This window comes from Oceanicella sp. SM1341 (genome assembly GCF_003448965.1).
Lineage (GTDB): Bacteria > Pseudomonadota > Alphaproteobacteria > Rhodobacterales > Rhodobacteraceae > Paroceanicella.
This window is the reverse complement of the sequence record NZ_QRGC01000008.1, coordinates 100783-118860: the sequence shown is the minus strand read 5'-3', so window position 1 is coordinate 118860 and position 18078 is coordinate 100783. Positions and strand designations below refer to the sequence as shown.

Annotated in this window: 16 protein-coding genes; 11 read left to right on the top strand and 5 right to left on the bottom strand. The window is 73.0% G+C overall.

All coding sequences use genetic code 11. The features are described from left to right. Positions 1–55: 55 nt before the first annotated feature. The 4 genes from D3P35_RS09895 to D3P35_RS09880 all read right to left on the bottom strand — a co-directional run bounded on the left by D3P35_RS09895 (position 56) and on the right by D3P35_RS09880 (position 5289). Positions 56–619: a sarcosine oxidase subunit gamma gene (locus D3P35_RS09895; protein WP_118134557.1), complete on the bottom strand. Its 564-nt coding sequence runs from the start codon at positions 617–619 to the stop codon at positions 56–58. After that, a complete protein-coding gene (locus tag D3P35_RS09890; RefSeq protein ID WP_118134556.1) occupies positions 616–3630 on the bottom strand; it encodes a sarcosine oxidase subunit alpha in 3015 nt (1004 codons plus the stop codon). The genes D3P35_RS09895 and D3P35_RS09890 overlap by 4 nt, the downstream gene beginning before the upstream one ends. Then, positions 3627–3929, bottom strand: coding sequence for a sarcosine oxidase subunit delta (locus D3P35_RS09885; RefSeq protein WP_118134555.1), 303 nt, complete (start codon positions 3927–3929; stop codon positions 3627–3629). Before D3P35_RS09885 ends, D3P35_RS09890 begins: the two co-directional genes overlap by 4 nt. Before the next feature lie 106 nt (positions 3930–4035). Beyond that, positions 4036–5289, bottom strand: coding sequence for a sarcosine oxidase subunit beta family protein (locus D3P35_RS09880; protein WP_118134554.1), 1254 nt, complete (start codon positions 5287–5289; stop codon positions 4036–4038). A 100-nt stretch (positions 5290–5389) separates the two neighbouring features. Between D3P35_RS09880 and D3P35_RS09875 the strand changes: the two genes are divergently transcribed. From D3P35_RS09875 to D3P35_RS09865, 3 genes are all read left to right on the top strand, one after another. Continuing rightward, positions 5390–6457: a GlxA family transcriptional regulator gene (locus D3P35_RS09875; protein WP_118134553.1), complete on the top strand. Its 1068-nt coding sequence runs from the start codon at positions 5390–5392 to the stop codon at positions 6455–6457. Positions 6458–6581: 124 nt separating this feature from the next. Further along, a complete protein-coding gene (locus D3P35_RS09870) occupies positions 6582–7958 on the top strand; it encodes an NAD-dependent succinate-semialdehyde dehydrogenase (protein ID WP_118134552.1) in 1377 nt (458 codons plus the stop codon). 347 nt (positions 7959–8305) lie between these two features. Continuing rightward, positions 8306–9391, top strand: a complete 1086-nt coding sequence (locus tag D3P35_RS09865) for a Fic family protein (protein WP_118134551.1) — start codon at positions 8306–8308, stop codon at positions 9389–9391. Between the two features lie 438 nt (positions 9392–9829). Here D3P35_RS09865 and D3P35_RS09860 read toward each other — a convergent pair whose 3' ends face one another. After that, positions 9830–10489, bottom strand: a complete 660-nt coding sequence (locus D3P35_RS09860; RefSeq protein ID WP_198670542.1) for a GntR family transcriptional regulator — start codon at positions 10487–10489, stop codon at positions 9830–9832. Positions 10490–10635: 146 nt separating this feature from the next. Between D3P35_RS09860 and D3P35_RS09855 the strand changes: the two genes are divergently transcribed. The 8 genes from D3P35_RS09855 to D3P35_RS09820 all read left to right on the top strand — a co-directional run bounded on the left by D3P35_RS09855 (position 10636) and on the right by D3P35_RS09820 (position 17177). After that, positions 10636–11133, top strand: a complete 498-nt coding sequence (locus D3P35_RS09855) for an ureidoglycolate lyase (protein ID WP_118134549.1) — start codon at positions 10636–10638, stop codon at positions 11131–11133. Further along, positions 11130–12032, top strand: coding sequence for a polysaccharide deacetylase family protein (locus tag D3P35_RS09850; protein WP_118134548.1), 903 nt, complete (start codon positions 11130–11132; stop codon positions 12030–12032). The genes D3P35_RS09855 and D3P35_RS09850 overlap by 4 nt, the downstream gene beginning before the upstream one ends. 44 nt (positions 12033–12076) lie before the next feature. Continuing rightward, positions 12077–12931 (top strand): ABC transporter substrate-binding protein, encoded by an 855-nt coding sequence (locus D3P35_RS09845; RefSeq protein WP_118134547.1) that lies wholly within the window; start codon positions 12077–12079, stop codon positions 12929–12931. Positions 12932–13315: 384 nt separating this feature from the next. Further along, entirely contained in the window at positions 13316–13984 is a 669-nt protein-coding gene (locus D3P35_RS09840) for an amino acid ABC transporter permease (protein ID WP_118134546.1), read from the top strand. Between the two features lie 10 nt (positions 13985–13994). Next, entirely contained in the window at positions 13995–14669 is a 675-nt protein-coding gene (locus tag D3P35_RS09835; protein ID WP_118134545.1) for an amino acid ABC transporter permease, read from the top strand. Positions 14670–14671: 2 nt separating this feature from the next. After that, positions 14672–15655 (top strand): NAD(P)-dependent oxidoreductase, encoded by a 984-nt coding sequence (locus D3P35_RS09830; protein ID WP_118134544.1) that lies wholly within the window; start codon positions 14672–14674, stop codon positions 15653–15655. Next, positions 15652–16404: an amino acid ABC transporter ATP-binding protein gene (locus D3P35_RS09825; RefSeq protein WP_118134543.1), complete on the top strand. Its 753-nt coding sequence runs from the start codon at positions 15652–15654 to the stop codon at positions 16402–16404. The genes D3P35_RS09830 and D3P35_RS09825 overlap by 4 nt, the downstream gene beginning before the upstream one ends. After that, on the top strand, positions 16401–17177 hold the full coding sequence (locus D3P35_RS09820; RefSeq protein ID WP_198670541.1) for an SDR family NAD(P)-dependent oxidoreductase: 777 nt from the start codon (positions 16401–16403) through the stop codon (positions 17175–17177). The genes D3P35_RS09825 and D3P35_RS09820 overlap by 4 nt, the downstream gene beginning before the upstream one ends. The last annotated feature ends 901 nt before the right edge of the window (positions 17178–18078 follow it).

The window sequence follows — 18078 nt, the reverse complement described above, 5'->3', positions numbered from 1 at the left end:
GGGGCCGGGGTGTCACCGGCCCCGCGCTTGTGCGGTGCCGGTGCGGGGCGCGGCCTCAGGCGGTTTCCGCGGCGAGCTCGGCGCAGCCGGTGGCGAGCAGGCTCGCGAGGTGCGGGGCGAAACTGTGCCAGATGTCCATGCGGAAGCGGGTGTCGGCCTCGCGCCAGAGCACCACGCTCACGCCGTCGAACAGGGTGCGGCGGCCCTCGCCCGGCGCGATGCTGTCGGGGTCGCGCGGCATGCCGAGGGTGAGCAGCTCGGCCGCGCGCGGGCCCTCGAGGACGAGCGTGAGCTCGCGGCCCGAGATGTCCACCGCGCTGTGCGGGTGCTCGGGCGAGAGGGCGGCGCAGGCGGCGAGGAGGCCGGGCAGGGCCGCGGGGGTGGCGTGCAGCACCCATTCGTCGGGGCCGAGGCGCAGGGCCTCGGTGTCGCCCGCCGCTGTGGAGGCGCGGGTGCCGATACGCTCGGGCAGCGTGAGCCCGAGGGCGGCGGAGAGCGGCGCCACCGCCGCGCCGCGGGCGCGCAGCGAGAGCCGGGCGCAGGGGACGGCGAGGCTCAGCTTCGCGGCGGCGCTTTCGGCGAGCGGGCCGGGGGCGGAGAGGTCCGGGGTCATGGTCATGCGTCTCCTCCCGGGGCGGCGAGCTTCAGGCGGGTGTTCTCGGGGTCGTGGAACACGCAGCCGGTGATGGTGGCGGCGATGGTGCGGTCGGGCATGGGGATGTGCACGGTCTCGCCCATCCGGCCGTGCCCGCCCTCGACGAGCGCGAGGGCGATGGGCCGGCCCGCCGCCTCGGAGCGGTAGGCGGAGGTGACATGGCCCACCATCTTCATCGGCACCGGCTGGGCGGGGTCGAGCACGATCTGCGCGCCCTCCTCGAGCAGCGTCGTGCCGTCTTCGGTGAGCAGGCCGACGAGCTGGCGGCGGCCCGGGGCGGTGAGGTCGGGGCGGGCGAGGCCGCGCTTGCCGACGAAATCGGGCTTCGCCTTGCCCACCGCCCAGGTCAGCCCGGCATCGGCGGGGGTGACGGTGCCGTCGGTGTCCTGGCCCACGATGATGTAGCCCTTCTCGGCGCGCATCACGTGCATGGCCTCGGTGCCGTAGGGGGTGAGGCCGAGCGGCGCGCCGGCCTCGGCGAGGCGCTGCCACAGCGCGGGGCCCATGGGGGCGGGCACGTTCACCTCGAAGCCGGTCTCGCCGGTGAAGCTCACCCGGAACAGCCGCGCCGGCATGCCGGCCACGGTGCATTCGGCCACCGACATGTGCGGGAAGGCCTCCTCGGTGAGGGTGACCCCCTCGACGAGCGGGCGCAGCAGCTCGGCCACCCTCGGGCCGTTGAGCGCGATGGTCGACCACTGTTCGGTGGTGGAGGTGAGCCAGACGTCGAGCTCGGGCCACTCGGTCTGGAGGTAGTCCTCCATCATGTTGAGCACGCGCGCCGCACCGCCGGTGGTGGTGGTGACGTGGAACCGGTCATGCGCGAGGCGGCCGATCACGCCATCGTCGCGGATGAAGCCGTCATCGCCCAGCAGCAGGCCGTAGCGGCAGCGGCCGGGCTGCAGCTTGGTCCAGGGGTTGGTGTACATGCGGTTCATGAACTCCACCGCGTCCGGGCCGACCACCTCGATCTTGCCTAAGGTGGAGGCGTCGAACATGCCGATGGCGGTACGGGTGGCGCGGCATTCGCGCGCCACGGCCGTGTCCATGTCCTCGCCCGGGCGGGGGAAGTAGCGGGCGCGGCGCCACTGGCCCACCGGCTCGAACACCGCGCCCGCGGCCTCGGCCAGCGGGTCGATGGCGGTGCGGCGGGTGACCTCGAAATGCCCTCCCCGGTGGTAGCCCGCGAAGGCGCCGAAGGAGGTGGGCGTGTAGGGCGGGCGGAAGGTGGTGAGCCCCACTTTCGGCTGCGCGCGCCCCAGCGCGTCGGCGGCGATGTTGAGGCCGTTGATGTTGGACATCTTGCCCTGGTCGGTGGCCATGCCGTTGGTGGTGTAGCGCTTCACGTGCTCGATGGAGCGCATGCCCTCGCGCACGGCGAGGCGCAGGTCCTTCGCGGTGACGTCGTTCTGGAAGTCGACGAAGGCGCGGGCGCGGGAGGGGCTGCGGTCGGTCGCAAGCTCGGTGTGGGAGGTGCCGGAGCCGGTGCGGTCGCCCTCCACCGGCAGGGCGGGGGCGGAGGCGCCGCGGCCGAGGGAGGCGGCGACTTCGGCGCCCTTCTCCGCGCCGTCGGCGAGGGTGGCGGCGATGCCCCAGAGGCCGCGGCCCGCGCCGGCGATCACGCAGTCCTCCGGCGTGTCGGCGGGCAGGAAGGTGGTGCGGTCCTCGTCCCAGGCGAGGCTGCCCTTCGTGTGGGAGAAGAGGTGGAGCGAAGGGGTCCAGCCGCCGGACATCAGCAGGCAGTCGCAGGCGATCTCCTCGCCCGCGCCGACCGTGCCGGCGCTGACCGGGTGTACCCGCACCGAGCGCACGCGCAGCCGGCCGGAGGTGGCGGTGGCGGTGAACCCTGCGAGCACGCGGATGCCGCGGGCCTGGGCCTCGCCGGCGAGGGCGGCGGGGGGTGCGGCGCGGGTGTCGACGATGGCGGCTACCTTCGCGCCCGCGTCCTGCAAATCGAAGGCCGCGTGCCAGGCGCTGTCATGGCTGGTGAGGATCACCGGCCGATCGCCCACCCGCACGCCGAAGCGGTGCAGGTAGGTCTGGGCGGCGCCGGCGAGCATCACGCCCGGGCGGTCGTTGCCGTCGAACACCAGCGGCTTTTCCAGCGCGCCCTGGGCGAGCACGACGCGGGCGGCGCGCAGGCGCCACATGCGCTCGCGCGGGGTGTCGGCGGGGAGTTCCGCGAGGTGATCGGTGAGGCGCTGGCACAGGCCGATCATGTTCTGGTGGTAATAGCCGATGGCGGTGGTGCGGGTCATCACCCGCACGCCGAGCGCCTTCAGCGCCGCGAGCTCGGCCGTGAGCCAGTCCCAGGCGGGGAGGCCGGCGATGCGGGCCTGCGGCTCGGAGAGCAGGGTGCCCCCGGCCTCGGCATGCTCGTCGACCAGCACCACGCGCAGGCCGGCCTCGGCGGCGGTGCGGGCGGCGGCGAGGCCGGCGGGGCCGGCGCCCACCACCAGCACGTCGGTGTGCAGGTAGCGCGAGGCGTAGGTGTCGGGGTCTTCCTCGGAGGGCGAGACGCCGAGGCCGGCGGCGGCGCGGATCACCGGCTCGTAGAGCTTGTCCCAGAAGCTGCGCGGCCACATGAAGGTCTTGTAGTAGAACCCGGCGGAGAACAGCATGTAGGCCCGGTCGTTCACCGCGCCGAGGTCGAAGGAGAGCCGCGGCCAGCAGTTTTGCGGGCGGGCCTCGAGGCCGGGCCAGATCTCCTGCATCGTCGCACGGGTGTTGGGCTCGGCGCGGCCGGGGCCGCGGCGGGTGTTGATGAGCGCGTTCGGCTCCTCCGAGCCCGCGGCCACGGCGCCGCGCGGGCGGTGGTACTTGAAGGACCGGCCCATCAGGTGGATGCCGTTTGCCAGCAGCGCGGAGGCGACCGTGTCGCCCTCGCAGCCCTGCACCGGGCGGCCGTCGAAGCGGAAGGTGACGGGGCGGTCGGGGTTCACCCGGCCGCGGCCGGGCACGCGGAAGCGGCTCATTCGCTCTCTCCGGTCAGGCTGGCGAGGGAGGGGCGCGGGGCGCCGGCGGGATAGGTGGCGAGAAACCGGTCGCTCACCGTGTCACGCACCGCGTTGAAGAAGCGCCCGCAGCCGTGGGTGTGGCGCCAGCGCTCGTAATGCGGGCCCTTCACGTTGCGGCGGATGAAGAGGAACTCCTCCCACTCGGCATCGCTCTGCGCCGAGGGGTTTTCCGGCCGGGCGACATGCGCCTCGCCGGCATGGGCGAACTCGAGCTCCGGCAGGGTCTCGTCGCAGTAGGGGCAATGGATCAGCAGCATCGCGAGGGTCCTCGGGGGCGGCGGTTCAGGTCGTTTCCGGTGTGCGCAGTCAGTGCGGGTTCTTCATGTGCGCGCAGGTCAATGCGGCTTTTCATTTGCGCGCAGGTCAATGCGCGACGGCCGCAGCCGCCGCCTCGTCGATCAGCCGGCCGGTGCGGAAGCGCTCGAGGGTGAAGGGCGCGTTGATCGGGTGGGGCTCGTCCTTCGCCACGGTCCAGGCGAGGGTGTGGGCCGCGCCCGGCGTGGCCTTGAAGCCGCCGGTGCCCCAGCCGCAGTTCACGTAGAGCCCCTGCACGGGGGTTTTCGAGATGATCGCCGAACGGTCCGGTGTCACGTCGACGATGCCGCCCCATTTGCGCAGCATGCGCATGCGGTTGAAGATCGGGAACACCTCGGTGATCGCGGCCACCGTGTGCTCGATCAGCGGCAGGCCGCCGCGCTGGGAGTAGCTGGTGTACTGGTCGGTGCCCGAGCCGATGACCAGCTCGCCCTTGTCGGACTGGCTGATGTAGGCATGCACGGTGTTGGACATCACCACGCAGGGGAACACCGGCTTCACCGGCTCGGAGACCAGCGCCTGCAGCGGGAAGCTCTCGAGCGGCAGGCGCACGCCGGCGGTGTCCATCACCATCGTGTTGTGGCCCGAGGCCGAGACGGCGACCTTCTTCGCGCGGATGAAGCCACGCGCGGTCTCCACCCCGATGACGCCGCCGGAGGGGCCGCGGCGGATGGCGGTCACCGGGCAGTTCTGGATGATGTCCACGCCGCGGGCGGCAGCGCCCCGGGCATAGCCCCAGGCCACCGCGTCATGCCGGGCGGTGCCGGCGCGCTCCTGCAGGGCGGCGCCCAGCACCGGGTAGCGCGCGTCGGGCGAGATGTTGAGCGGCGGGCAGTAGTCCTTCGCCTCCTGGGGCGTGAGCCAGCGGTTGTCGACGCCGTTGAGCCGGTTGGCGTGGATGTGGCGCTTGAAGCTCTGGATGTCGTGCACCGAATGGGCCAGCATCATGCAGCCGCGGCGCGAGTACATCACGTTGTAGTTCAGCTCCTGGCTCAGCCCCTCCCAGAGGTCGACCGAGTGGTCGAACAGCCGCGCGCTCTCGTCGTAGAGGTAGTTGGAGCGGATGATGGTGGTGTTGCGCCCGGTGTTGCCGCCGCCGAGCCAGCCCTTGTCGATCACCGCCACATTGGTGATGCCGTGCTCTTTCGCGAGGTAGTAGGCGCAGCCCAGCCCGTGGCCGCCGGCGCCGACGATCACCACGTCGTATTCCGCCTTCGGCTCCGCGTCGGGCCATTGCTCGGTCCAGTTGCGGTTGCCGGTGAGGGCGTGACGGACGAGGTTGAAGGCGTTGAAGCGCGTCATGGCAGGGCCCGCTGGCTGGAGGAGGGTCTCGATGCTGCCATAGCGCGGGCGGGGGCTTCGCGGCTGGACAATTGCGTCATTCCCCGGGAAGATATGCGCCATGAGCCCGAACGCCCTCCCCCCCGCCGGCCGCGGCGCGGCCCCCCCGCGCAAGCGGCTGAGCGTGGCCTTCCTGCTGGCGGACCGCTTCACCCTCTCGGCCTTCGCCAATTTCGTCGACGTGCTGCGCCTCGCGGCCGACGAGGCGGACCGCTCGCGCCCGATCCTGTGCGACTGGTCGGTGCTCTCGGCCGACATGGACGCCGTGCCCTCGAGCTGCGGCGTGCGGGTGCAGCCCGACACCCGGCTGCGCCAGGCCGGGGCCTATGACTACATCGTGGTGGTGGGCGGGCTGATCGGCGACGAGGTGGCGCTGGGGGCGGAGGCGATCGGCTTCCTCAGGTCCCGCGCGGCGGCGGGCGTGCCGGTGGTGGGGCTGTGCACCGGCGTGTTCATCCTGCACGAGGCGGGGCTGCTGGAGGGCTACCGGGCCTGCGTGAGCTGGTTTCACCACCAGGATTTCCTCGACCGGTTCGAGGAGCGCCAGCTGGTGGCCGACCAGATCTTCGTGGTCGACCGCGACCGCCTCACCTGCTCGGGCGGGCACGGGGCGGCGCATCTCGCGGCCTTTCTGGTGGAGCGGCACGTGGGCCAGAGTGCGGCGATCAAGAGCCTCAACATCATGATGATCGACCGGGCGCTGAGCGGCGAGCAGACCCAGCCGGGCCAGCAGAGCGCCCGGCGCGCGCGCGATCCGCTGGTGAAGAAGGCGCTGCTCACGATGCAGCAGAACGTGCAGGTGCCGCGCACGGTGGCCGCGCTTGCCGAGGGCCTCGGCGTGGGGCGGCGCAGCCTCGAGCGGCGCTTCCTCGCCGACCTGCAGGCGCCGCCGGCGCGGGTGTATCTCGAGCTGCGGCTCGACCGGGCGCTGGCGCTGCTGCGCGCCGGCCCCGCCAGCGTGGCGGACGTGGCGCTGGCCACCGGCTTCTGCGACGCGCCGCATCTCGCCCGCGTGCTGCGCGCCGAGCGCGGCTTCACCCCCGGCGAATACCGCAAGGCACAGGCCGGGCATGGCGGGCCGGAGGAGCCCGCCGTGGGCGTGCTGCTGCCGAGGCGCGAGGGCGCCTGAGGCCGCGGCCCTTCCCGCACGCCCCGGTTCACGGCCTCGTTCACGGCTGCGTGCGCGGGGGGAACGCCGCCCGGGGGGGCGGGCGTTGGCCGGGCAATGCACACGCAACGTGGAGGACCACGCCATGAGCAGCGACATCACCACCGTCAACCCGACCACCGGGGAGCCCATCCGCAGCTATCCGCGGATGTCGGACGAGGAACTGGACACGGCGATCCGGGATTGCCATTCCGCCTTCGTTTCCTGGCGGTGCCGCAGCCTGGAGGAGCGGGCCGAGGTGATCGGCGCGATCGGGCGCGAGCTGCGCGCGGGCGCCGAGGAATTCGCCGCGCTGATGAGCGAGGAGACCGGCAAGCTGCTGCGCCACAGCCGCGAGGAGATCGAGCTTTGCGCCGGCATCTGCGAATATACCGCCGAGAACGGGCCCGCCGAGCTCGCCGAAGAGACCCGCAGCCCGACGGGCGCGCGCAAGGGCATCGTGCACTATGCGCCGGTGGGGGTGGTCTACGGCATCCAGCCGTGGAACTTCCCGGCCTACCAGGCGGTGCGCTACTCCGTCGCCAGCCTGATGACGGGCAACGGCGTGCTGCTCAAGCACGCGAGCAACTGCACCGGCAGCGCGCTGCACCTCGCCGGGATCTACGAGCGCGCCGGCCTGCCGCGCGGGCTGTTCGGCGTGCTGCGCATCGACCATGACCAGTCCGACGCGGTGATCGCCCATGACCTGGTGCGCGGGGTGACCATGACCGGCAGCGCCGATGCGGGGCGCATCGTGGGCCGCAAGGCCGGCGAGGCGCTGAAGAAATCGGTGCTGGAGCTGGGCTCGAACGACGCGCATCTGGTGCTCGGGGATGCCGACCTCGACCTCGCGGTGGAGACCTGCGCCGCCGGCCGGCTCTACAACAACGGCGAGACCTGCGTGAACGCGAAGCGCTTCGTCGTGGTCGACAAGGTCTACGACGCCTTCGTGGAGCGTTTCGTGGAGCGGATGGCGGCGGTGAAGACCGGCGCGCCCGACGACGAGGAGGCGGGGCTGGGCCCGCTCGCCCGCAAGGACCTGCGCGAGACGCTCCACGACCAGGTGCAGCGCAGCATCGACGCGGGCGCGACCCTGCGGTGCGGCGGCGAGATCCCGGACGGCCGGGGCTTCTTCTACCCCGCGACGGTGCTCACCGACGTGGCGCCGGGCCAGCCCGCTTATGACGAGGAGCTGTTCGGCCCCGTGGCCTCGGTCATCCGCGCGAAGGACGACGAGGACGCGATGCGCATCGCCAACGACAGCCGCTTCGGCCTCGGCGGCGGCATCTTCTCGCGCGACGAGGAGCGGGCGGTGGAGCTCGCGGGCCAGCATTTCGACACCGGCATGGTGTTCATCAACGGCTTCAACCTGGCCACGCCGCAGATGCCCTTCGGAGGCGTGAAGGACTCGGGCTACGGCCGCGAGCACGGCGGCTTCGGCATGAAGGAATTCGCCAACGCGAAGGCGATCTTCGTGAACTGAGGCGGGGTTTCTCCCCGCACGGGGCCGCGATGCCCGATGCCCGAAGACTGCACGCCCCGCCGGTTCCGCCGGCGGGGCGTTCTGCTGCGCGGCGCAGGCCCCGGGGCCCCCGGCGCCGCGGGGCGGAGGTCTCCGCGCGGCGTGCAGGCGCGGCGGCGGCCCCGGGGGCTGGTGCTTGCGGCCTCGCGCCGTTGCAGGGAGGGCGACGGATGCGCGCGCGCCCCGGGCCGGCCCCGTGCCCCGGTCCGCGCGCCCGGGAGAGGGAGTGGCGGCCGTGAGGCGATTGCGGGGTATATTCGCATCAGAATGGGCTGGATCGTGAGGCGAATATGACGGATATTCGCCTCATGACCCATATCTGGCAAACGCCCGCCTGGCCGCGCTTCACCCATGACCCCGCCGCGGCCGAGCCGCTGCTCGCCGCGGCGATGGAGGCGGTGGGCGAGGTTTCGGGCCTGCAGGCCGGGCTCGAGGGCGCCGAGCGCGATGCGCTGCGCCTGTCGCAGGTGGTGCAGGAGGCGCTCTCCTCCTTCGGCATCGAGGGGGTGACGCTGAACGCCGGCGAGATCGAGGCCTCGGTGATCGCCTCGCTGCGCCACCGCGACCGCGCGGCCGTGGCCCGGCGCTCGGACGCCATCGTGGAACTGATGGTGGAGGCGCGGCGGGCGGAGGGCCCGCTCACCGCCGCGCTGCTGCAGGACTGGCACCGGCTGCTGTTCTTCGGCATCGAGGTGGAGGACGCCGGGCGCTGGCGCGGCTTCGACATCGAGATCGTGCGCTCGGCCGCCGCCGGGCCTTCGGACGTGCTCTACAAGGCGCCGCCGCCGGAGCGGGTGGGCCCGGAGATGGAGCGCTTCCTCGGCTGGCTGGCGCAGGAGGCGGCGCTGCCGGTGCCGATCCGCGCCGCGATCGCGCATATCTGGTTCGAATCGATCCACCCCTTCTCCGACGGCAACGGGCGCATCGGGCGCGCGGTGGTGGAGCATGTCTTCGCCCGGGCCGCGCGGCCGCTGCCCTTCTCGCTGTCGCGCCAGATCGAGAAGGACAAGAAGGCCTATTACGCCGCGCTGCAGGACGGCCGGCGCGAGGGCGCGGGCGGGGTGGACGCCACCGCCTTCGTGCTGTGGTTTCTCGCCACGCTGCAGCGCGCGGCGGAGGCGGGGCGCGAGGAGGCGCGCTTCCTCGTGCGCCGCAACCGCTACCTCGCGCGGCTGGGGCCGGGGCTGAGCCCGCGCACCCGGGCCGTGCTGGAGACGCTGTTCGCCCAGGGGCCGGGGCGGGTGGAGCAGGGGCTGAGCGCGCGCTCCTACAGCCGCATCGCGAAGGTCTCCGGCCCCACCGCGACCCGCGATCTCGCGGCACTGGTGGCGGCGGGCGGGGCGCGGCGCTCGGAGGCCGGCGGGCGCTCGACCGTGTATCTGCTGGAGTACTGAGAGGGCCGGCCGGGCGCGGATCTTCCGGGGCCCGGGGCGGCGGAGGTGCTGCGCGAGGGCCGGGGCTGCGTCGCGCGGAAGGCAGGGGCGCGGTCGGCGGGGCGGGGCAGCGTGCGCCCCGGCGGTCGGTGAGGCGCCTGTTCTGCAGTGCCGCGCGGAGGGGCGGGGTGTCGCGTATCCTCCGGGCGAGGAGGATGCGGGGACGGTGCGGTTGCCGGGCCCGGCCGTGGCGCGTTGTGGTGCGGGGCCCCGGGTCGGGCCCGGGGCAGCGGGCGAGGGGGGAGGTGTGTCGCGTATCTTTCGGGCGCGGGGACGGTGCGGTTGCCGGGCCCGGCCGTGGCGCGTTGTGGCGCGAGCTCCCGGGTCGGGCCCGGGACAGCGGGCGAGGGGGGACGGGCGTCCGGAGCAGCTTCGGGGCCTTTGCCGGCGGCGGGTGCCTCAGCCGCCGGCGAACCAGCGCAGGAAGCGGGCGCGGACGCGGTCGGTGTGCTCGATCATCATGGCGCGGGCGGCGTCGGCATCGCGCTGGTCGATGGCCTCGAGCACCTTGAGGTGCTCGGCCGCCTGCTCGGAGAAGTTCCGCTCCATGCGCACCACGTGGCACATGCGCGCCTTGTCGCGGATGCCGCGGATCATCTGCGCCAGCAGCGGCATGCCCGAGCCCTCGGCCACGAAGACGTGGAACCGGTCGTCGTAATTCCAGAAATCCTCCAGCTCGGCCACGGGGTTCGCGATCACCGAGCGGGTTTCGGCGAGGATCTCGGCCGCAGCCCCCGGGGGTGCCTTCACCGCGGCCTGGGCGGCGGCCTCGCTCTCGAGCTGGCGGCGGATCACCATGATCTGCAGCAGCTCGTCGAGCGGCACCTCGCGGATCACCATCGTGCCGTTGGACAGCCGCTCCACAAGCCCCTCGCCGATCAGCCGGGTGATGGCGGTGCGCAGCGGCGTGCGCGAGGCGTTGAGCTGCTCGGCGAGCTTGCGCTCGGTGAACACGGTGCCGGGGCTCATGTCTCCGGCCAGGATCAGGCTGCGCACGTACTGGTAGGCCTGCTCGGAGACGCTGGTGCGATCCTCCTGCAGCTTCAGGGCTTCGCTCATCGCGGGGTCTCGCTCTCTTCTCGGCGGATCGTGGGGTTTCCTCACCCCGGAAGATTGCAAAAACCTGCTGGACATTCAAGATCCCACTGGTATCAATCTGGGATACCACCGGGACACACCCGGGGCACTGACAGGAATCGCACGGTTTGACACAGCTCCCCTCCCTCGCGCCGCTCACCGCGGAGGCCTTCGCGCCCTACGGCTCGGTCATCGCCCACGAGGGCTCCGCGCGCCGCCACCCGGTGCGGCTGGAGCATGGCGACGCCGCCCGCCCCGGCACGGTGGCGAGCTGGGTGAGCCGGATCGGGGCGCCGCTGGCACCGGGCGCCACCGTGACCGCCTTCGAGCGCCACCCGCATTCCGACCAGGCCTTCGTGCCGCTTTCCGGCCAGCGCTACCTGGTGCTGGTCTGCGACGGCGGCCCGGACGACCGGCCGGACCCCGCCACCGCCCGCGCCTTCCTCGCCGGGCCGGGGCAGGGGGTGGTCTACCGCCGCAACACCTGGCACGCGGGCATGCAGGTGTTCGACGCGCCGGCGGAATTCTTCGTGCAGATGAAGCGGGTGGCCGAGGGCGCGGACGACGAGTTCGTCGATATCGCCGCGCCGCTTTCCATCCCCTTCCCCGAGGAGGCCCCGGCATGAGCGCGCACCTCACCCGCGACTTCCGCGGCTACGGCCCCACCCCGCCGGACCCGCAATGGCCGGGCGGCGCGAAGCTGGCGCTGAACTTCGTGGTCAACATCGAGGAGGGCTCCGAGCCCTCGGTGCCCGACGGCGACGCCGCCTCCGAGCAGGGGCTCGTCGAAGCGGGGGGTGACCCGATCCCGGGGCGCAACCTCGCCGCCGAGACCATGTTCGAATACGGCAGCCGGGTGGGCTTCTGGCGCATCGCGCGGCTGTTTGCCGAGGCGGGGGTGCCCGCCACCGCCATGGCCTGCGGGCTGGCGCTGGAGCGCAACCCGGAGATCTGCGACTGGCTGCGCGCCTCGGACTGGGACGCCTGCGCGCATGGCTGGCGCTGGGAGCATCACCGGCTGCTGGGCCGCGAGGAGGAGGCGGAGCGCATCGCCCGCACGGTCGCCGCCTTCGAGCGCTGCCTGGGCGTGCCGCCGGCGGGCTGGTATTGCCGCTACGGGCCGAGCCTCGCCACCCGCGAGCTGGTGGTGGCGCAGGGCGGCTTCCTCTACGACAGCGACGCCTACAACGACGAGCTGCCCTACTGGGTGGCGGTGAACGGCGCGCAGCACCTGGTGCTGCCCTACTCGCTCTCGACCAATGACGCGAAGTTCATGCGCGGCGGCATCGCCACGGCCGGGCAGTTCTTCGAGATGCTGCGCGACAGCGTGGAGATGCTCTGCGCCGAGCCGCACCCGAAGATGCTCTCGGTGGGGCTGCACCTGCGCATCGCCGGCCACCCGGCCCGCGCCGCGGGGCTGAAGCGCTTCCTCGACTACCTCGCCGGCCGGCCCGACGTGTGGGTGTGCCGGCGCTCCGACATTGCCCGGCACTGGCGCGAGACCCATCCCGCGCCGCGGCCGTGACAGCCCGAAGAAACCACCACGACCAACCGACAGGGAAACACCAGATGAAGACCACGCTGCTTGGCCTGGCGCTCGCCGCCGGAACCGCCCTTTCCGCCCCCGCCTTCGCGCAGGACGACGCGCATCCCGCCGACCAGCCGCTGGTGGTGGGCTCCGATTTCGGCCTCGCGCCCTGGATGGTGCGCGGCGCCTCCGGCCCCGAGGGTTTCGGCTACGACATGATCACCGAGATCGCCAAGCGCATCGGCCGGCCCTCGGTTGAGGTGACGGACATCAACTTCTCCGGCCTGTTCGCCGCCCTGCTCTCGGGCCGCATCGAGTTCACGGTGAACCCGCTCAACATCACCGCCGAGCGCGCCGAGACCATGCTCTACTCCGAGCCGTTCTTTGCCACCGGCAACGGGTTCATCACCCGCGAGGGCGACACGATGGCCGCCTTCGAGGACCTGAACGGCAAGGCCGTGGCTGTGAACCGCGGCACGATCTCCGACAAGTGGGCCACCGAGAACGCCGAGCAGTACGGCTTCGAGGTGCAGCGCTACGACACTTTCCCGGACTCGGTGCAGGCCGTGATCACCCAGCGCGCCTTCGCCGCGATCAACGAGATCCCCACCGCCGCCTATGCCGCGAGCAAGAACCCCGCCATCACCCTGGCGATGGAAGACTATGACGGCCGCATGTTCGGCTATGCCTTCCGCTACGAGTCCGAGGCCTACCGCAACACGGTGGAAGACGCCATCGAGTGCATGAAGACCGACGGCACGCTGAAGGCGCTCTACGACAAGTGGTACGGCGGGGAGCTGGCCGAGGACAGCCCGCTCACGACCGTCTACCCCGGCTACGGCGCCCCCGGCTTCAAGGGCTACGACGAGACCCCGCACGAGCTGAGCTGCAACTGACAGGCTCCCCGCGGGGCTGCAACGAGCCGCCCCTGCGGGAACGTGGCGACCCGCCCCCGCGGGGTGAGAACGGCGAGGCTCCTCTTCCGGGGGCCCGCGACCTCACCGGCGGCTCTCGCCCGGCCGCGATGGCCCCCCCGGGCGCCCGTGCCTTCCGGCCTGCCGCGTGAGCCCCTGCGGGATGCGGCTCCCCGGAGCGGGGAGCATTCCGGGCCGCCGCGGTCGATGCGCGCTGAAACGCGCGCGGGAGTCCGCGCAGCTGAACACCGCGCGGGAGGCCGCGCGACCTGAAACTCCACGCGGCCTCCCCCGGCCGCGTGGCCCGAAACTTCCCGCCCCCGGCAGCCCCGGGGCGGCCGCGCAGCCGGCGAGGACCCGACGCACATGGAAGAGTTGTACGCCAACTATTTCAACATGACGATCATCGCCGGCGCGCTGCCCTCGGTGCTGCGCGGCTTCCTCGTCACCGTCGAGGTGGCGCTGGCGGTGATCGTGATCGGGGTGGCGCTGGGGCTGGGGCTGGCGCTCCTGCGCCTGCCGGGCTGGAAGCTGGTGAACGGGCTCATCACCGCCTGGATCGAGCTGTTCCGCACCTTGCCGCAGCTGGTGATCCTGATCTTCCTCTACTTCGCGCTGCCCTACGCGGGCATCCGCCTCTCGCCCTTCGCGGCCACGGCGCTGGCGCTCGGCGCGGTGCTCTCAGCCTTCGCCGCCGAGATCTTCACCGCCGCGATCATGGCGCTGCCCAAGGGGCAGTGGGAGGCGGCGCAATCGCTCGGCTTCGGGCCGGTGCGCACGCTCAGGATGATCATCCTGCCCCAGTCGGTGCGGCTCGCGACCCCGCTGGTGACCAACCGGATCATCGCGGTCACCAAGGGCTCGGCGCTGGGGGTGGCGGTGTCGCTCAACGACACGCTGGGCGCGGCGCAGAGCTACATGTCGATCACGGCGAACCCCTCGCCGCTGATGCTGGCCGCCGCCCTCTACCTCGCGTTCTTCATCCCGCTCGTAGCCCTCTCGCGCGCCATCGAGCGCCGCATGACCCTGAGCTGAGGCGCTGACCATGGATCTCTTCGTCGCCAATTTCCTCAACTGGCAGTCCTTCGTGATGATCTGGCCGCTGCTGGCGCAGGGGCTCGTGGTCACGCTCAAGCTGGTGGTGGTGTGCCTGCCGCTGGCCACGCTGAGCGGGCTGGCCGCCGGCATCGCCTATTCCTTCGCCGGCAAGGGGCTGCGGCGGCTGATCGTGGTGCTGATCGACCTGCTGCGCTCCTTCCCGGCGCTGGTGCTGCTGGTGGTGATCTACTACTCGCTGCCCGCACTCGACATCCGCATCTCCGGCTTCTGGGCGGTGGTGCTGGCGCTCTGCCTCAACAACACCGGCTACTTCGGCGAGATCTTCCGCGCAGGCCTGGTATCGGTCGACAAGGGGCAGGGCGAGGCCGCGCATGCGCTCGGCTTCGGGCCGGTGCGCGCGATGGTGTGGATCATCCTGCCGCAGGCCTTCCGCCGGGTGATGGCGCCCTGCGCCTCCAATGCGCTGGAGCTGGTCAAGACCACCTCCATCGCCTCGATCGTGGCGATGCCGGAGCTGCTGCGCTCGGCCCGCGTGGCGCAGGAGCAGACCTACAACCCCACGCCGCTCACCGCGGTGGCGGTGATCTTCTTCCTCATGCTCTGGCCGTTCTCGCGCTGGGTCTCGGTGCTCGAGCGCCGGGCGATCATCGCGCGGGGCTGACGATGGCGGGCTCCTCTCCCATGCGCGTGGCGGTGACCGGCGGCGCCGGGTTCATCGGCCTCGCCGCCGCCGAGGCGCTGCTGGCGGCCGGGCACGATGTGCTGGCGCTCGACCTCGCGCCGCCGCCCGAGGCCTTCGCCGGGCACCCGGGCCTCGCCGGCCTCGTCTTCGCGCGCTGCGACGTGACCGACCAGGAGGCGCTGACGGGCGCGCTGCGCGGCTTCGGCGCGCAGGCGCTGGTGCATCTCGCCGCGATGACGCCGGACGGGGAGACCGCGCGCCGCGCCGCCCCCCGGGTGGTGGCGGTGAACGTGGGCGGCACCGTGGCGGCGGTGGAGGCGGCGGCTGCGGCCGGGCTCGGGCAGATGCTGGCCATGTCCTCGGTCGCGGTTTACGGCGGCACCGGCCCCTGGGCGGGCGAAACCCTGCGCGAGGACGGGCCGCTTGCGCCGGATTCGCTCTACGGGGTCACCAAGCAGGCGGCCGAGGCGCTGGCGCTGCATCTCGCCGCGGCGCGCGGCCTGGCCCTCACCGTGCTGCGGCTCGGCCCGGTCTTCGGCCCCTGGGAGCGGCCGGGCGCGCTGCGCCCCGACCTTTCGCCCCATGGCCGGCTGTTGCAGCTCGCAGCCGCTTGCACGCCCGCCGTGCTGCCGCATGCGATGGCGGGCGACTGGCTCTATTCGCGTGACGCGGGCGCGGGCATTGCCGCGGCGCTGGTGGCCGGCGGCGGCGGGGTGTTCAACCTCGGCGCCGGCCGGCTCTCCACCCCTGCCGACTGGGCGGCCGCCGCCGGCCTGCCCGCGCCCGGGACTGACCCCGCCCGCGCCAACGTGACCGCCCGGGTCACCCCCGGCCGGCCGATGCTCGACACCGCGGCGCTGGCGCGGCACTGCGGCTATCCGGGCGCCCGCCCGCTGGCCGAAGCCGCCGCCGACCACATGGAATGGTGCGCCGCCACCGCCCCCCGAGAGAGGACCCGCCCATGAGTGCCACCGCCGCCGAGGAGCCCCTGATCCGGGTCGAGTCGGTCTCGAAATTCTACGATCGTTACCAGGCGCTGAAGGAGGTCTCGCTCTCGGTGCCGAAGGGCCGCCGGGTGGTGATCTGCGGGCCGTCGGGCTCGGGCAAGTCGACGCTCATCCGCTGCGTGAACGGGCTGGAGCGCTACCAGCAGGGCCGCATCACGGTGGACGGCGTGGTGCTCGGCCCCGCGGGCCAGGGGCTGGACAAGCTGCGCGGCCGGGTGGGCATGGTGTTCCAGCATTTCAACCTGTTCCCGCATCTCACCGTGCTGGAAAACCTCACCATCGCGCCGGTGAAGATCGGCCGGGTGCCGAAGGCGGAGGCGCGCGCGCGGGCGATGCATTACCTCGAGCGGGTGCATATCGCCGAGCAGGCCGACAAGCGGCCGGGCCAGCTTTCCGGCGGGCAGCAGCAGCGCGTGGCCATTGCCCGCGCCCTGTGCATGAAGCCCGCGGCGATGCTGTTCGACGAGCCGACCTCGGCGCTCGACCCCGAGATGATCGGCGAGGTGCTGGAGGTGATGACCAGCCTCGCGGAGGAGGGCATGACGATGATCTGCGTCACCCACGAGATGGGGTTTGCCCGCAAGGTGGCCGACGAGGTGCTGTTCATGGACCATGGCATGATCCTGGAGCGGCGCACGCCGGAGGAGTTCTTCACCGACCCGCAGCACCCGCGCGCGCGGGACTTCCTGTCGCGGATCCTGCGGTGAGCGGGGTGCTGGCGGGGCGCACGGCGCTGGTGACCGGGGCGTCCTCGGGCATCGGCCGGGCCATCGCGCTGCGGCTGGCGGAGGCGGGCGCCGAGGTGGTGGCCGCCGACGTGACCGAGGCGGTGGTCGAGGGTGGGGCGCCCGTGGCCGGGCCGCTCGCGGCGCTCTCGCCCGCCTCGCGCTTCGCGCTGCTCGACGTGCGCGACGAGGCGGCGACGCAGGCGCTGGTGGCCGATATCGCCGCGCGCTCCGGCCGGCTCGACGTGCTGGTGACCTCGGCCATGGTGCCGGGCGGGCGCGGGTTGCCGGACACCGATGCGGCCGAGTGGGAGCGGGTGACGGGCGTGAACCTGCGTGGCGTCTACGTGAGCCTGCGCGCGGCCCTGCGGCAGATGCTGGCGCAGGCGCCGGTGGCGGGCGAGCGCGGGCGCATCGTGAACATCGGCTCGCAGCACGGGATGGTGGCGGCGCCGGGCTCCTTCGCCTACGGGGTGTCGAAGGCGGCGGTGCTGCAGATGACCCGGCAGATCGCGGCCGACCATGCGGCCGAGGGCATCGTCTGCAACGCGGTCTCGCCGGGCAAGATCCTCACCGGCAAGACCGGGCCGGCGGTGAGCGAGGCGGTGCTGGAGTATTCCCGTGCCCGCACCCCCATGCCCCGCCTCGGCGCGCCGCGCGACGTGGCGGAGGCGGTGCTGTTCCTCGCCTCGCCGCAGACCGGCTTCGTGAACGGGCACAACCTGCTGGTGGACGGCGGCTGGATGGCCGCCTGAGGCGGCGGAGCGCCCCTGCCGGAGCACGGTCCGGGACCGGGTCCCCTGAAGGGGACCGCGGAGCCCGGCCCGGGCCGGCGGTTCCCGCCGGCCGGCGCGGGGTGTCGGCCGGGTGCAGCTGCCCGGCTGAGCCGTGTCGCCCGGGCGACCAGCCCGGGCCGCGCCCGACCCTCCCCCCGGGAGGGCGCGATGGCGATGTTGGTCGGAGTTCAGCCGTCGTCCGGGGCTTTCGGGATAAACCGCCGACCACGGGCGTGGGTGCGCCCACCCAGGGTCGGGCGCGGCCCTTCGCGCCTCTCGGAGGTGGTGCAATCGGACGGCCGTCTCAGCTGGAGGACCGGTCTTCTGCGCATCGTGGAGCGGGGGAGAAGCCGGGCACCCGCTCCCGCATCTCGCCTTGCCCCGGAGCGGGCCCGGGCTGCGCCATGGTGATGATACAGGCCAGGCGATCTTCGTCGGGGTCTCGGTATTGCTGCGCCTGGCGGGCGGCGCACTTCGCCGCAGCGCTCCGCAGCAGGTACTCCCGGCTCCGGCTCTGGCGGCGTCACGCGAGGTGTCCGGACGGCCCCGGCTGCGGACGCTCGCGGACTGCACTCGGCGTCGCATGAAGGATGTCGGCTCCCCTGCCATGCTCCGGGCGTGCGCCGCCGGCGGCGTGGTGACCCGTTCCGGCGGTTCGCGTGTCGGGAAACCCTCCCGCCTCTGCGGCGACAGCCGCGCTGCGCGCGGAAGCCGCCTGCGCGTCGGGCCGTGCCGTCCCGCGATGCGGGCCGGCTGCAGCGCGGGCTCCGGTGCCGGGAGGCGGAACGGGCACGCTGGCGCGGAGGCCCGGGGGGCCTTCGCGACGCCCGTCGAGGTGAGGGGGCGCAGCCCCCTCGGCGAGGCGGGCGTGGCCGGGCCG